Below are 14,885 nucleotides of genomic sequence, written 5' to 3' on the forward strand. Positions count from 1 at the left end.
CGACCGGTTCAGGCCGGGAAACGCCTGTGCAGGGCGGCCAGCCCCGGTTCGAAGATGCCCCGGGTGACGATCTTGGTGATCTTCGCCTCGTCGTCGGCCTCGAAGGCGGCCGACCACTCGACGAAGGCCCGGCCGCTGTCGGTGACGGGGGAGACCCGGTAGAGGGCCCGGTAGTCCCGCATCGGCAACGGGCTCTCGAGGATCTCGTAGGCGGCCGAGCGGGAGCCGTCGTCGAGGGTGAGCAGCCGTTCCCGGAAGGTCCCGCCCGGGCCCTCGATCCTGCGCACGGCCCCCGGCCGGAGGCCGTCGCCCTCCTCGATCTCGCAGAGGGTGATCCCGGGCAGCCATTCGGCCAGGTTGCCGAAGTCCCTGAGGTAACCCCACACCTCCTCGGCTGAGGCGTTGAGCACGGTGCTGGCGTAGGCGGACATCGGCCGCTCCCTCGTGTTCGTCCCGACCTGCTCATGATCTGCCCGTACGGGCCGCTCCGCAATCGGCTCAGAAGCTTCTGGGCAGTCCCAGCACCTGGGTGGCGAGGTAGTTGAGCAGAAGTTCCTCGGTGACCGGGGCGACCTTGCCGATGCGGGCGTCGGCCAGCAGGCGGGCGACCGGATACTCCAGCGAGTAGGCCATGCCGCCGTGGGTCTGGAAGGCGTGGTCGGCCGCCTCCCACGCAGCCTGGGAGGCGGTCAGCTTGGCGATGTTGGCCTCGGTGCCGCAGGGCCGCTGCCGGTCGAACAGCCAGGCGGCCTTGTAGAGCATCAGCCTGGCCAGCTCGATCTTCGCCTTGACCTGGGCCAGGGGGAAGGCGATGGCCTGGTTGGCGCCGATCGGGCGGCCGAAGACCTCGCGCTCCTTGGCGTACTGCACGGCCACTCTCAGCGCGACCTCGGCGCCGCCCAGGGCGGAGGCCGCCAGCAGGACGCGCTCGGGGTTGAGGATGTCCCACAGCACCAGCGCGCCCCGGTCCACCTCGCCCACGACGTTGGCCGAGGGCACCCGCAGATCGTCGATGAAGACCATGTTGGACGGGGTGGTGTTGGCGCCCATCTTCGGGATCGGCTGGAAGGAGAGCCGCCCGGCGGCGACCGCCTCGGGCACGTTGACCAGGAAGACCGTCATGCCGTCGGTGCGCGGCCTGGCCTCGGCGGCCGGGACGGTCCGGGTGACCAGCAGCATCCAGGTGGCGCGCTGCACACCGGTGATCCAGATCTTCTGGCCGTTGACGACGAACTCGTCGCCGTCGCGGCGGGCGAAGGTGGTGATGCCCAGGGCGTTGGACCCGGCGTCGGGCTCGGTCAGGGCGAAGCAGGTCTCCAGCTCACCGGTGGCGAGTCCGGGCAGCAGCTCGTCGCGCTGCCACCGGCTGCCGTGCCTGGCCAGGGTCATGGCGCCGAAGCCCGGGGTGAGGACGTAGGTGAACGCCGACCCCCCGGCGGATCCGGACGCCGACAGCGTCTCGGTGGCCACGGCCAGTTCGAGCAGTCCCTGGCCGCCTCCGCCGTACTCCTCCGGTACGGCCAGGCCGAGCCAGCCGCCCTTGGCCAGCTCCGCCCAGACCTCCTCGGGCCAGCGCTTCTCGCTCTCGCAGCGCTGCCAGTAGTCCAGGTCGTAGCGCGAGCAGATGTCGGCGACACCGCGCTGGACGGCGAGGGCGCTCTCGGGAAGAGTGAAGTCCACCGTGATCAGCTCCGTTCTCGTTGCGTGCGCAATAGTAGAACGGAGTTCTGTTCAGGCTCCAGCCCCGAGGCGGTGCCGTCCGGCCCGGATCCGGCCGGCCGACGGGACGCGTCCCGGCTCAGGCCGGGCCGGCCACGCACTCCCGCGGCCTGCGCGCGTGATAGACGAAGGCCGGGGGGATGTTGCCCCACACCGTGCGGCCCACGACGACCTCCTCGAAGGTGTCGAGCAGGCGCTGCCGGAAGCGCTGCGCGGGGGGCAGGCGCTTGGCGAAGCTGTAGGCGAAGGTGGTGAAGGCCGTGTTCGGATCCATGATCGCGGTGACGGCGTCCATCAGGCGGGTCTGCGTCTCCTCCGAGAACGCCGCCCAGGGGAGCCCGCTCACGATCGCGTCGGCCTTGTGGAAACCGCGCTCCTCCAGCAGCTGGGGCAGCCGCGCCGCGTCGTCGACCACGACGTCCACCTTCGGGTGCCGGGCGGCGAGGAAGTCGGCCAGCCTCGGGTTGATCTCGACAGCCATGTGGTGCCCCCGGCCGCCCAGCCGCCGCTGGATCTCCGCCGTGAACGCGCCGGTGCCGGGCCCCAGCTCGACGATCACCGGGTCGCCCCGGCGGGGGACCGGTGTCGTCACCGTCTCGGCGAGCCGTCGCGAGCTCGGCGCCACCGCCCCGACCGTCCCCGGCGAACGCATCCACTGACCCAGGAACAGCGTGGTGTCATTGGTCATGTTGTGAAGGGTAGAGGCTTCCCGGAGGCGCGCGCCCCCGCCATTCGGCCGATCTTCCGGCCACTTGGAGGAGGAGGCGCCCTCCTGGAGGATGAGAGAGCCGGGGGCGGGCCCGGATACCTTTTCCGTATGCGATCCCGTGGTCCGGTCCTGGACGTCTGCCTGGCCGCCGCGGGAGTCGTTCTCGACCTGCTGCTCTCGGGCAAGTCCGGCCAGAGCGGCACGGCGCCCTGGTGGATCGTGGGGATCTTCTCGCTGCTCGCCGGAGTCCCCCTGGGATTCGTCCGGCGCCGCCCGTTCGCGGTCTGCCTCTACCAGGCGGTCTTCCTGGTCGTGTGCGACCGGCTCGGCGCCCACACCTCCAACACGGTGCAGACCCTGCTCCCCGTCGCGGTGGCGATGCTCGCCTACCGCGGCACCTGGCGGTGGATCGCACCGGCGGCCGTCCTGACCGCCGCCGCCACGGCGATCAACCTCGCCGACCCCGGGATCGCCTTCACCTCCAGCACCTGGTACCTGCCGCTCGGGATGAGCGCCGTCCCGGTCGTCATCGGCCGCTACCTGCGCAGTCCCATCGAGCCGGTGTCCGGGGTGGAGCGGCGCCCAGGCCTCGACCTGCTGCTCGCGGGCGGCGGGGTGGCCTTCATGGTGCTCGACACCTGGACGGAGTGGGACGGCGGGCAGCTGCCGGTCTGGGCGGCCGGCTGGTTCGCCATCGGCTGCGGCCTCACCGCCGGCCTGGCGCGCAGCCTGCCCGCCACGGCGTTCGCGCTGCAGGCGCTGCTGGTGCTCCTGGCCGACCAGAACGCGGGGTTCGCCGCCAACTCGATGCAGGGGCTGTTCCTGGTCACGCTGGGCGTGTTCGCGATGCGCGCCCCGTGGTCCTGGACGGCCGTCGCCTACCTGATCGCCAGCGGCGTGACCGCGCTGAACGTCGTCGAAGGCGAGCTGTCACACGTCACCCCGCCCCGGGTGGCCGCGCTGCTGGCGATGGTGGCGGCCCCCATCGTCATCGGCCGCTACGTCGGCGTCCGCCGGGCCGCGGCGGATCTGGAGCTGGCCGTGGCGGAGGAGGCCAGGCAGCTCATCGCCGAGCGCGCCCGGGCCGACCTGCTGGCCGAGCGCGAACGCATCGCCCGCGACGTCCACGACATCGTGGCCCACCACGTCGCCGCCATGGTGCTGCGGGCGGGCGCCGCCCAGTACGCGGCGCCCTCCGGTCCGGTGGCCGAGGCGCTGTCCGACATCCGGTCCACCGGCCACCAGGTGCTGGAGGACCTGCGCGGCCTGCTCAACGTGCTGCGCGACCCGGATCTCGCCCACCTGCCCGTGGCCGCCCCCGAGGAGGTGGTGCGCGACGCGGTGGAGCGGATGAACGCGGCCGGGCTGAAGGTCGAGCTCCACCTCGGCCCGGAGGCCGAGCTCGCGCCCCTGGTGGCCCGGGCCTCGGCCGCCCGGATCGTCCAGGAGGGCCTGACCAACGTCCTCAAGCACGCCGGTCCCGGCACCTCGGCGGTCGTCGAGCTCGGGGTGGCCGGCGACTCGCTCGGGGTGAACGTGCTCAGCGGCGCGCCGCCCGGCCCCCGCGACGCGCTGCCCTCCTCCGGGCAGGGCATCGCGGGCATGCGGGAACGGGCCAGGGCCCTGGGCGGAGACCTCTCCGCCGGCCCCGACGGGGCCGGCGGCTGGCGGCTGGCGGCGACGCTCCCCCTGGAGCGCGCCGACCGTGTGTGCGCGGAGACCCCTTCGCGCAGGAGACTGCCCTGGTGGCGTGAGGAAAGCGAGACTTCGTGAGCGAGTGCGGTGTCGCCGGGATCTCCGAGCCGTCCGGGGAGGCCCCGTGATCAGGGTCGTCATCGCCGACGACCAGGCGCTCGTGCGCGCGGGCGTGCGGATGCTGCTGCAGGCCGCCGGGGAGATGGAGGTCTGCGGCGAGGCCGTCGACGGGGCGCAGGCCGTCCAGCAGGCCGAGCTGCTCCGCCCCGACGTGCTGCTGATGGATCTGCGCATGCCCAGGATGGACGGGCTGGAGGCGACCCGGCGGATCCTGGGGTCCTGGCCCGGCGCGCGGATCGTGATCCTCACCACCTTCGCCGAGGACGAGAACGTCTACGCCGCGCTGCGCGCCGGGGCGATCGGCTTCCTGGTCAAGGACGACGAGCCGGAGAGGATGGTCGACGCCGTGCGCAGGGCCGCCGCCGGGGAGCCGCTGCTGGCCCCCTCGGTGCTGCGCCGCGTGGTCGAGCGCGCGCTCGCCGCCGAGGAGCAGGCCGCCGTGCAGGTCCCGGCCGGGCTCACCGACCGCGAGCTGGAGGTTCTGGCGCTGGTCGGGGTGGGGCTGTCCAACGCGGAGATCGCCGACGCCCTCCATGTGGGCGTCACCACCGTCAAGACCCACGTCTCGACCGCCATGGACAAGCTGGGCCTGCGCAACCGCACCCAGGCCGCGGTGGTCGCGCACCGGATCGGCCTGGTCGACGCGGAGTTCCGCCCGGTCGCGAATCCACCACGAGGCGTACCGAGGAGTCACCCCTCAGGCTGACGACCCGGGGTGCCCGCCGCGGCGACGATGTGCTCCGAACCACTCACCGGAGGAAGGACACATCTCATGCAGGAGGTCGTCACCCCGCCGTCCACAGCACAGGGCCGCCCCGTTTCCGCAGGTCTGCTCTACGGCCTGCGCATCCTGGTCACCGCCCAGGCGGTCGCCCTGGTCGTCGCCGCCTCGTTCGCCGGCCAGGCCGTGCAGGGCGGGGAGGATCTGGCGGAGACCCACGTCATGGTCGGGATGGTGGTGCACCTGATCGCGCTGCTGCAGATCGTGGCGGCCGTGCTGGTCTGGCGGCCGGGCCGGGGAGCGGGGTGGCCCGCGCTGGCCAGCCTGGGCCTGCTCCTGATCGGCATGGGCCAGCACTTCAGCTGGGAGATGCTCGGCACCCACGTGCCCAGCGGGCTGACCCTGTTCGGCCTGACCGTGGCCGTGCTGATCTGGGCCTGGTCGCCTCGCGCCGCCGTACGCCGCCCCTGAGCCTCACCGAGGCGTCGCCGAGGCGCCACCGCGGCCCGCAGGGGCCTCGGTGGCGCCTCGGAGTGTTTCCCCGCCCGGTCGTGTCCGTCCGGCGCCCTGGGACGGGCTGGGCTCCGGCTGGGCCGTCCCGGGCCGACGCACTCCCCGCTCCCGGGACCCAGGTCCCCGCCCCCGTTCCCGTTCCCGTTCCTGGGACCCGGATCCCCGCTCCCGCTCCCCGCTCCTGCTCTCCGCTCCCGGGTCCCGGGTCCCGTGAGCGTCCGGGGGAGTCCCGTCCCTGGTCGGGGCCGCCCGCGCCGGTCCGGAGGACGGATCCGGAACAGGCGAGACGGTCCGTGCGCCCCCCGCACCGGTAGGGTCGGCATCAAGTGCGGGAGGGGAGACATACGGGTGAATCCGGAAGCATCGGGAGCCGAGGATCGGATCTGGACGGTTCCCAACGCGTTGAGCCTGGCCAGGCTCCTCGGCGTGCCGGTCTTCCTCTGGCTGGTGCTGGGGCCCAAGGCCGACGGCTGGGCCGTCGCGTTGCTGATGCTGGCCGGCTTCTCCGACTGGCTCGACGGCAAGATCGCCCGGGCGTGGAACCAGACCAGCAGGCTCGGCCGCCTGCTCGACCCGCTGGCCGACCGGCTGTACATCCTGGCCACCCTGTTCGGCCTGGCCATGCGGGACATCATCCCCTGGTGGCTGGCGCTGGCGATCCCGCTGCGCGACGTCATGCTGCTGGGCATCCCGCCCATCCTGCGCCGCCTGGGGTACGGCCCGGCGCTGCCGGTGCACTTCCTCGGCAAGGCCGCCACCGCCAACCTGCTCTACTCCTTCCCGCTGCTCTTCCTCGCCCACCATGACGCCTGGTACGCGGATGTGGCCGGAATCGTCGGCTGGTCGCTCGCGATCTGGGGCACAGGTCTGTACTGGTGGTCCGGGGTGCTGTATTGGGTACAGGTGCGGCAGCTCGCCAAAGGAGCCAAACGCCTTAAGAGGTGATGTGTGAAGGCCGTCGTGATGGCGGGCGGGGAGGGGACACGGCTCCGGCCGATGACCGCGAACCAGCCCAAACCCCTGTTGCCCGTGATCAACCGGCCGATCATGGAGCATGTGCTGCGCCTGCTGAGACGGCACGGGCTCACCGAGACCGTGGTGACCGTGCAGTTCCTGGCGGCCCTGGTCCGCAACTACTTCGGCGACGGCGACGAGCTCGGCATGAGCCTGTACTACGCCACGGAGGACACCCCGCTCGGCACCGCCGGCAGCGTCAAGAACGCCGCCGACAGGCTCCGCGACGACCGTTTCCTGGTCATCTCCGGCGACGCTCTCACCGACATCGACCTGACCGACATGATCCGGTTCCACCGCGAGAACGGCGCGCTGGTCACCATCGGGCTCAAGCGGGTGCCCAACCCGCTGGAGTTCGGCATCGTCATCGTCGACGACCACGGCCGGGTGGAGCGCTTCCTGGAGAAACCCACCTGGGGCCAGGTCTTCTCCGACACCGTCAACACCGGCATCTACGTGATGGAGCCGGAGGTCCTCGACGAGATCGCCGCCGGCGTGCCGGTCGACTGGTCGGCCGACGTCTTCCCCCGCCTGCTGGCGCGCGGCGCCCCCCTGTACGGCTACGTCGCCGACGGCTACTGGGAGGACGTCGGCACCCACGAGAGCTACCTCAGAGCCCAGGCCGACGTGCTGTCCGGCCGGGTCAGGGTGGACAGCGACGCCTTCGAGGTCTCGCCCGGCGTGTGGGTGGCCGAGGGCGCCTCGGTGGACCCGGACGCCGTGCTCAAGGGGCCGCTCTACATCGGCGACTACGCCAAGGTCGAAGCGGGGGCCGAGCTGCGTGAATACACCGTCCTGGGCAGCAACGTGGTGGTCCGCGAGGGCGCCTTCCTGCACCGCGCCGTCGTCCACGACAACGTCTACGTCGGGCCGCGCGCCCACCTGCGCGGCTGCGTCGTCGGCAAGAACACCGACCTGATGACCGGCGTCAGGATCGAGGAGAGCGCCGTCGTCGGCGACGAGTGCATCATCGAGGCCGAGGCCTACGTCTCCTCCGGGGTCAAGGTCTACCCGTTCAAGACCGTCGAGGCCGGGGCGGTGGTCAACACCAGCGTCATCTGGGAGCCGCGCGGCCAGCGCAACCTGTTCGGCCCGCGCGGCGTGTCCGGGCTGGTCAACGTGGAGATCACCCCTGAGCTGTGCGTACGGCTGGCCAGCGCCTACGCCACCACGCTGAAGAAGGGCGCCTCGGTCATCACCTCCCGCGACTCCTCGCGCGCCGCGCGGGCGCTGAAGCGGGCCGTGATCAGCGCCCTGAACGCCAGCGCGATCAACGTGCTCGACCTGGAGGCGGCCCCGCTGCCGGTCACCCGCTTCCACACCGCCAGGGAGAACGCCGTCGGCGGCATCGCGCTGCGCACCACCCTGGGGGACCCGCAGAGCGTGGACATCGTCTTCATGGACGAGCGCGGCGCTGACCTGTCCCAGGCGGCCCAGCGCAAGCTGGACCGGGTCTTCTCCCGGCAGGAGTTCCGCCGGGCCTTCCCCGGCGAGATCGCCGAGCTCAGCTTCCCCGCCCGGGCCGTCGAGGACTACACCCACGAGCTGTTGCGCTGCGTCGACATGACCGGGGTCCGCGACGCCGACATGAAGGTCGTGGTGGACTGCGCGGGCGGCACCTCCTCGCTGGTGCTCCCCAGCCTCCTCGGCAGGGTCGGGGTGGACGTGCTCACCGTCAACAACCGGCTGGACGACGCCTCGCCCACCGAGACCCTCGCCGAGCGCCGGCGCGACCTGCAGCGTCTGTCGGAGCTCGTCAGCTCCTCCAGGGCGGCCTTCGGGGTGCGGTTCGACCCCGTGGGGGAGCGGGTCGCGCTCGTCGACGAGATGGGCCAGCTGATCAGCGAGGAGCGCGCCCTGCTGGTGGTGCTGGACCTGGTCGCCGCCGAGCGGCGCGGCGGCCGCGTGGCGCTGCCGGTCACCACCACCCGGGTGGCCGAGCAGGTCTCCCGCTTCCACGGGGTGCAGGTCGAGTGGACCTCCACCGCCGTCGACGCGCTCACCGCCTCCGCCCGGGGCCACGACATGATCTTCGCGGCGGACGGGAGGGGCGGCTTCGTCGTGCCCGAGTTCGGCCCCACGGTGGACGGCCTGGCGGTGTTCCTGCGCCTGCTCGGCCTGGTCGCCAGGACCCGGTTGTCGCTCAGCCAGATCGACGCCAGGATCCCCGAGGCCAAGCTGCTGCGCCGTACCGTCCCGACTCCATGGGCGGCCAAGGGGGTGGTGATGCGCTCGGTGATCGAGGCCGCCGAGCACCACCGCATCGACACCACCGACGGGGTGCGGGTGGTGACCGAGGACGGCGGCTGGGCGCTGGTGCTGCCCGATCCGGCCGAGGCCGTCACCCACCTGTGGGCCGAGGGGACCGACGTCGACTCGGCGCAGAGCCTGCTGGAGCACTGGGCGCGGGTGGTGGAGGAGGCGGCGGCCACGTGAGGGAGCCGCTCGCCGGGGCGGGGTCCGGCGCTCCGGACGGCGGGAAAGTGCGGCCGGCGCCGCGGACGCGGGCCGGTCCACGCGACCGGGTGCGACAAACCCCGCGCGGCGGCATGGACCGGGGAGGCCACCCGGCTGTAACTTTGTCACCGACCGAACCCGCGGTCGAGCGTCTGCCTTGATCTCTGCTTCTCGACGGTGTATGTTGCGACATTCGCAGTCTGAGAAAATACTTGAGAAGCGGAGAAGCGAGGCGCGCATCCCTGAGTACCGTTGCCGCGTCTTCGCGGTAGGAGGCCGAGCCGATCGATGCCGAGCGTCTACTGCACGCAGTGCGGTCATGCCAACCCTGAGGATGCCCGTTTCTGTTCACGATGCGGGTCGCCGCTGACCAGGGTCGCCGACACCCCCGGAGACAGCACCTCGACCATCTCCCTCTCCGGGATCGAGGCCTATGAGGCGGAGACCGGAGAGACGCTTCTCGCCGAGCGGCACGCCGTCGAGCAGCTGCCCCCGGGCACCGCTCTGCTGGTCGCCATGCGCGGTCCCAACGCCGGTAGCCGCTTCCTGCTGGACAGCGATCTCACCACCGTGGGCCGCCACCCCGAGAGCGACATCTTCCTCGACGACATCACCGTGTCGCGCCGCCATGTGGAGTTCTACCGCCGCGGCGGCGGGGTCTTCACCGTCCGTGACGTCGGCAGCCTGAACGGCACCTACGTCAACCGCGAGCGGATCGAGGAGGTCCCGCTGTACGGCGGGGACGAGGTCCAGATCGGTAAGTTCCGGCTGGTCTTCCTCACCCGTGGCGCCGCTGGAGGATGATGAGCTCGCAGGCCGCTCGTGCGCACATGAGCATCGGGGAGGTGCTCGCTCTCCTGCAGGGCGAGTTCCCCGATGTCAGCATCTCCAAGATTCGTTTCCTGGAGGGCGAGGGGTTGATCGAGCCGGAGCGCAGTCCCTCCGGCTACCGAAAATTCACCTACGCCGACGTCGAGCGGCTCCGCTACATCCTCAGCGAGCAGCGTGACCGCTACCTGCCGCTGCGCGTGATCAAGGACCAGCTTGAGGCGGCCGACCGCGAGGAGCGGCCGGCCGCGCGCCCGCGCGCCGTCCCCGACGACGCGCCCCCCGAGATCCGCCTCACCCGTGAGGAGCTGCTCGCCGCCGCCGAGCTCAACGAGGAGACCCTCGCCGAGCTGGAGGACTACGGCCTGCTGGCCGCGGTGGCCCGCTACTACGACGCCGAGGCCCTGGCCGTGGCCCGCAGTGTCGGAGCCCTCGCCGCCTTCGGGCTGCACGCCCGCCACTTGCGTGCGGTCAAGGCCGCCGCCGAGCGTGAGGCCGGCCTCGTGGAGCAGGCCATCGCCCCGCTGCTGCGCCGTCGCGGACCCGGCGCCATCGACCGGGCCGACGAGACGGCCAGGGAGATTTCCGGCCTCCTGCTGGAATTGCACGCCTCGCTGCTGCGTTCCGGCGTGCGTGGGGTGCTGGGCCGGTGACAACCTGACCAGGCACTCGTACCCCCACGAGTGTTACGTTGAACAAACCGGTCGGAATCCAGCGAAGACGGAGCAGCCCGTGTTGCAGATGGAGGTCGTGGGCGTTCGGGTTGAGATGCCCTCCAACCAGCCAATTGTTCTGCTGAAGGAGGCACATGGGGAGCGTTATCTGCCAATCTGGATTGGCATGACGGAGGCGACGGCGATCGCCATGGCACAGGCCGAGGAGCCGCCCCCGCGGCCGCTCACCCACGACCTGTTCCGTGACGTGCTCGACGCGCTCGGCGTCCGGCTGAGCACGGTGAACATCGTCGCCCTCCGTGACGGGATCTTCTTCGCCGACCTCGTGTTCTCCAACGGGGTCGAGGTGAGTGCCCGTCCCTCTGACTCGATCGCCTTGGCACTTCGCACAGGCGCACGTATCTTCGCCAGTGAGGACGTGGTCCGGGAGGCCGGGGTGATCATCCCCGACGACCAGGAGGACGAGGTGGAGAAGTTCAGGGAGTTCCTTGACACAATCACGCCCGAGGACTTCGGTCGCGCGGGGTAGGAATTTCGGTGCATTTACGCTTCACGACGCGCCGGGTGGGGTCGTTGACTGAGCTTGGCCCCAGTCCTACGGTGCAAGTGAAACCCACGGCCGTGCGCAAACCCCCAGATCAGGCCGTGGGATGAGAGAAAGCCGGAGGTCCGCGTGGCGGTCAGCAGCGGCGAGGGTAGAAACGCCGATCAGGATGACCCGGAACGGCGCCAGTCGGCACGTCAGCGCGCGGGTGAAGAGGGTCTGCTTTTCGACGGGCAGCCGGTGAAAGCGCCCGCCGACATCGGATACCGAGGACCCACCGCGTGCGCGGCCGCCGATATCACCTATCGGCAGCTGGACTACTGGGCGCGCACCGGCCTGGTCGAGCCCACCGTGCGGGCCGCCCACGGATCGGGTTCCCAGAGACTGTACGGCTTCCGCGACATCCTGGTGCTCAAGGTCGTCAAACGACTGCTCGACACCGGCGTCTCCCTCCAGCAGATCCGCATCGCCGTACAGCACCTGCGTGACCGCGGCGTCAACGACCTCGCCCAGATCACGCTGATGAGCGACGGGGTGAGCGTCTACGAGTGCACCTCGCCCGACGAGGTCATCGACCTGCTCCAGGGCGGTCAGGGTGTCTTCGGCATCGCGCTGGGCCGGGTGTGGCAGGAGGTGGAGGGCTCCCTCGCGGATCTTCCCGGCGAGCGCGCGGAGTCCGGCCAGGGCCCTTTAGACGATCACCACGCGGATGAGCTGGCCCGCCGTCGCAGGGCTCGGCGTACGGGGTAAAGTTGGTCTCGCTGCTGACCCTGTGCGGGAGAGACCCCGACATGATCGGGGCGCCGAAGGAGCAACCTCCCCGGAATCTCTCAGGCACCCGGTACCGCACGGACGAGGCGACTCTGGAAAGCAGGTGCGTCCGCCAGACGCGTCTCACCGACGGTGAAAGCCTCCCCGGCAGGGGGGGTGAAGCTCTCAGGTCGAGGTGACAGAGGGGGAGATCCGGCATAAGCCCGCGCCCAGCGCCGGTCTCCACCACCTCGGGAGGCTTCCCATGACCGACCTGTCACCGCTCAGCGAGCTCACCTCTCCGCCCTTCGCCACCCGTCATATCGGGCCCGCGGACGCCGACCAGACCCGCATGCTGGAGGTGGTCGGATTCGCCTCCACCGCCGACCTGGTCGCGGTGACCGTACCGGAGGCGATCCGGGCCAAGGACCGGCTCCGCCTGCCCCCGGCGGCGAGCGAGACCGAGACCCTCGCCGAGCTGCGCGCCCTGGCCGCGCGCAACAGCGTGCTCACCTCGATGATCGGCCTGGGCTACCACGACACGATCACCCCGGGCGTCATCCGGCGCAACCTCCTGGAGAACCCGGGCTGGTACACCGCCTACACGCCCTACCAGCCGGAGATCTCCCAGGGCCGGCTGGAGGCCCTGATCAACTTCCAGACGGTCGTCTCCGACCTGACCGCGCTCGACGTCGCCGGCGCCTCCCTGCTGGACGAGGCCACCGCCGCCGCCGAGGCGATGACCCTGGCCCGCCGCGCCGGCCGTGCCAAGTCGGACGTGTTCGTGGTGGACGCCGACGCGCTGCCGCAGACCAAGGCCGTGCTGCGCACCAGGGCCGAGCCGCTCGGCATCGAGCTGGTCGAGAGCGACTTCACCGCCGAGCTCCCCGAGTGCTTCGGCGTGCTCGTGCAGTACCCCGGCGCCAGCGGGCGGGTCAGGGACTTCCGCTCCATCGCCGACGCCGCCCACGCGCGCGGCGCCCAGGTGGTCGCCGCCGCCGACCTGCTGGCCCTCACCCTGCTCGCCGCGCCCGGCGAGTTCGGCGCCGACATCGCGATCGGCTCCTCCCAGCGCTTCGGCGTCCCGCTGGGCTTCGGCGGCCCGCACGCGGCCTACATGGCCGTCCGGGACGGCCTGCAGCGGCAGATGCCGGGCCGCCTGGTGGGCGTCTCCCAGGACGCCGACCAGCGCCCCGCCTACCGGCTCGCGCTGCAGACCCGTGAGCAGCACATCCGCCGCGAGAAGGCGACCAGCAACATCTGCACCGCGCAGGTCCTCCTCGCGGTGATCGCCGGCATGTACGCCGTCTACCACGGGCCCGAGGGCCTGCGCCGGATCGGCCGGCGCATCCACCGGCACGCCGTCGTGCTCGCCGAGGGCCTGCGCCACGGTGGCGTCGAGGTCGTGCACGACACCTTCTTCGACACCGTGCTCGCCCGCGTGCCCGGCCGCGCGGCCCAGGTCGTCGCCGCGGCCCGCGACAACGGGGTCAACCTGCGCCTGGTCGACGACGACCACGTGGGCGTCACCTGCGACGAGAAGACCGAGCTCATCCACCTGGAGCAGGTCCTGGCCGCCTTCGAGGTCAACGGCGCGGTCCTGACCGACCTGGACGCCGCCACGCACGACGCGCTGCCCGCCGCCCTGGCGCGGGTCAGCGACTACCTGACCCACCCGGTCTTCCACAGCCACCGGTCCGAGACGGCGATGCTGCGCTACCTGCGCAGGCTTCAGGACAAGGACATCGCGCTCGACCGGTCGATGATCCCGCTGGGCTCCTGCACCATGAAGCTCAACGCGACCACCGAGATGGAGCCGATCACCTGGCCGGAGTTCGCCGGGCTGCACCCCTACGCCCCGCAGGAGCAGGCCGCGGGCTACCTTGAGCTGATCAAGGAGCTGGAGGACTGGCTGGCCGAGGTCACCGGCTACGACGCGGTGTCGATCCAGCCCAACGCGGGCTCCCAGGGCGAGTTCGCCGGTCTCCTGGCGATCCGCGCCTACCACAAGGCGCGCGGCGAGTCCGGCCGCGACGTCTGCCTGATCCCGTCCTCCGCGCACGGCACCAACGCCGCCAGCGCCGTCATGGCGGGCATGCGCGTCGCCGTGGTCGCCTGCGACGACGAGGGCAACGTCGACCTCGACGACCTCAACGCCAAGATCGACAAGCACCGCGACCAGCTCGCCGCGATCATGGTGACCTACCCCTCCACGCACGGCGTCTACGAGGAGACCATCACCCAGATCTGCGAGCGGGTGCACGAGGCCGGCGGCCAGGTCTACGTCGACGGCGCCAACCTCAACGCGCTGGTCGGCCTGGCCAAGCCGGGCGAGTTCGGGGCGGACGTGTCCCACCTCAACCTGCACAAGACCTTCTGCATCCCGCACGGCGGCGGCGGCCCGGGCGTCGGCCCCGTCGCGGTCCGCGCGCACCTCGCCGACTACCTGCCCGGCCACCCGCTGCGCGAGGGCTCGGCGGTCGGCCCGGTCTCGGCCGCGCCGTACGGCTCGGCGGGCATCCTGCCCATCTCCTGGGCCTACATCCGGATGATGGGCACCGAAGGCCTCACGGCGGCCACCGAGCAGGCCATCCTGTCGGCCAACTACCTGGCGCGCCGGCTGGCCCCGCACTACCCGGTCCTCTACACCGGCCGTGGCGGCCTGGTCGCCCACGAGTGCATCGTCGACCTGCGCCAGATCACCAAGGAGACCGGCGTGACCGTGGACGACGTGGCCAAGCGCCTCGTCGACTACGGCTTCCACGCGCCGACCATGTCCTTCCCGGTGGCCGGCACGCTGATGATCGAACCGACCGAGAGCGAGGACCTGGCCGAGCTCGACCGCTTCTGCGACGCGATGATCGCGATCCGGGGCGAGATCGAGAAGGTCGCCTCCGGGGCCTACGACAGGGTGGACAACCCGCTGCGCAACGCCCCGCACACGGCCGACTGCCTGGTCACCGACGAGTGGGCCCACCCCTACACCCGCACCGAGGCGGCCTATCCGCTGCCGTCGGTGCGCGAGGGCAAGTACTGGTCGCCGGTCCGCCGCATCGACCAGGCCTACGGCGACCGCAACCTCGTGTGCTCCTGCCCGCCGCTGGAGGCCTACGAGGACTGATCCCCGCCGCCCGAGGCCCG

At 71.5% G+C, this 14,885-nt stretch carries 13 protein-coding genes and 1 riboswitch; of the genes, 10 read left to right on the forward strand and 3 right to left on the reverse strand.

Going from position 1 to position 14,885, the window contains the following annotated elements; genetic code table 11:
* Positions 1-8 precede the first annotated feature (8 nt).
* The 3 genes from CA984_RS07935 to CA984_RS07945 form a co-directional block, all read right to left on the reverse strand.
* Positions 9-431 carry an SRPBCC family protein gene (locus tag CA984_RS07935; RefSeq protein ID WP_086569815.1) on the reverse strand — a complete coding sequence of 141 codons (423 nt, stop codon included), beginning with the start codon at positions 429-431 and terminating at the stop codon, positions 9-11.
* A gap of 67 nt (positions 432-498) precedes the next feature.
* On the reverse strand, positions 499-1,680 hold the full coding sequence (locus tag CA984_RS07940; RefSeq protein WP_086569817.1) for an acyl-CoA dehydrogenase family protein: 1,182 nt from the start codon (positions 1,678-1,680) through the stop codon (positions 499-501).
* Between the two features lie 118 nt (positions 1,681-1,798).
* The gene (locus CA984_RS07945) at positions 1,799-2,407 is read right to left on the reverse strand and encodes a class I SAM-dependent methyltransferase (RefSeq protein ID WP_086569819.1); all 609 of its coding nucleotides are present in this window, start codon (positions 2,405-2,407) and stop codon (positions 1,799-1,801) included.
* Between the two features lie 129 nt (positions 2,408-2,536).
* On the opposite strand from CA984_RS07945, the gene CA984_RS07950 reads away from it, so the two are divergent.
* The 10 genes from CA984_RS07950 to gcvP all read left to right on the forward strand — a co-directional run bounded on the left by CA984_RS07950 (position 2,537) and on the right by gcvP (position 14,865).
* Complete coding sequence (locus CA984_RS07950) at positions 2,537-4,201, forward strand: sensor histidine kinase (protein WP_242675805.1); 1,665 nt, start codon at positions 2,537-2,539, stop codon at positions 4,199-4,201.
* A 46-nt stretch (positions 4,202-4,247) separates the two neighbouring features.
* On the forward strand, positions 4,248-4,949 hold the full coding sequence (locus CA984_RS07955) for a response regulator (RefSeq protein WP_086569821.1): 702 nt from the start codon (positions 4,248-4,250) through the stop codon (positions 4,947-4,949).
* 66 nt (positions 4,950-5,015) lie between these two features.
* The gene (locus CA984_RS07960; protein ID WP_086569823.1) at positions 5,016-5,435 is read left to right on the forward strand and encodes a hypothetical protein; all 420 of its coding nucleotides are present in this window, start codon (positions 5,016-5,018) and stop codon (positions 5,433-5,435) included.
* A gap of 390 nt (positions 5,436-5,825) precedes the next feature.
* Positions 5,826-6,422 carry a cardiolipin synthase ClsA gene (gene clsA, locus CA984_RS07965; RefSeq protein ID WP_012890650.1) on the forward strand — a complete coding sequence of 199 codons (597 nt, stop codon included), beginning with the start codon at positions 5,826-5,828 and terminating at the stop codon, positions 6,420-6,422.
* 3 nt (positions 6,423-6,425) lie between these two features.
* Positions 6,426-8,927, forward strand: coding sequence for a mannose-1-phosphate guanyltransferase (locus tag CA984_RS07970; RefSeq protein WP_086569825.1), 2,502 nt, complete (start codon positions 6,426-6,428; stop codon positions 8,925-8,927).
* A 309-nt stretch (positions 8,928-9,236) separates the two neighbouring features.
* On the forward strand, positions 9,237-9,752 hold the full coding sequence (locus tag CA984_RS07975; RefSeq protein ID WP_086569827.1) for an FHA domain-containing protein: 516 nt from the start codon (positions 9,237-9,239) through the stop codon (positions 9,750-9,752).
* A gap of 26 nt (positions 9,753-9,778) precedes the next feature.
* Positions 9,779-10,429 carry a transcriptional regulator FtsR gene (ftsR, locus tag CA984_RS07980; protein WP_037934828.1) on the forward strand — a complete coding sequence of 217 codons (651 nt, stop codon included), beginning with the start codon at positions 9,779-9,781 and terminating at the stop codon, positions 10,427-10,429.
* A gap of 79 nt (positions 10,430-10,508) precedes the next feature.
* On the forward strand, positions 10,509-10,979 hold the full coding sequence (locus CA984_RS07985) for a bifunctional nuclease family protein (protein ID WP_086012361.1): 471 nt from the start codon (positions 10,509-10,511) through the stop codon (positions 10,977-10,979).
* 144 nt (positions 10,980-11,123) lie between these two features.
* On the forward strand, positions 11,124-11,744 hold the full coding sequence (locus tag CA984_RS07990) for a MerR family transcriptional regulator (protein WP_012890655.1): 621 nt from the start codon (positions 11,124-11,126) through the stop codon (positions 11,742-11,744).
* Positions 11,745-11,759: 15 nt separating this feature from the next.
* A riboswitch (glycine riboswitch) is annotated at positions 11,760-11,851 on the forward strand.
* A gap of 158 nt (positions 11,852-12,009) precedes the next feature.
* Entirely contained in the window at positions 12,010-14,865 is a 2,856-nt protein-coding gene (gene gcvP, locus CA984_RS07995) for an aminomethyl-transferring glycine dehydrogenase (protein ID WP_086569828.1), read from the forward strand.
* Positions 14,866-14,885: the final 20 nt, after the last annotated feature.

Source organism: Streptosporangium minutum, assembly GCF_002149035.1.
Taxonomy (GTDB): Bacteria; Actinomycetota; Actinomycetes; order Streptosporangiales; family Streptosporangiaceae; genus Streptosporangium; species Streptosporangium minutum.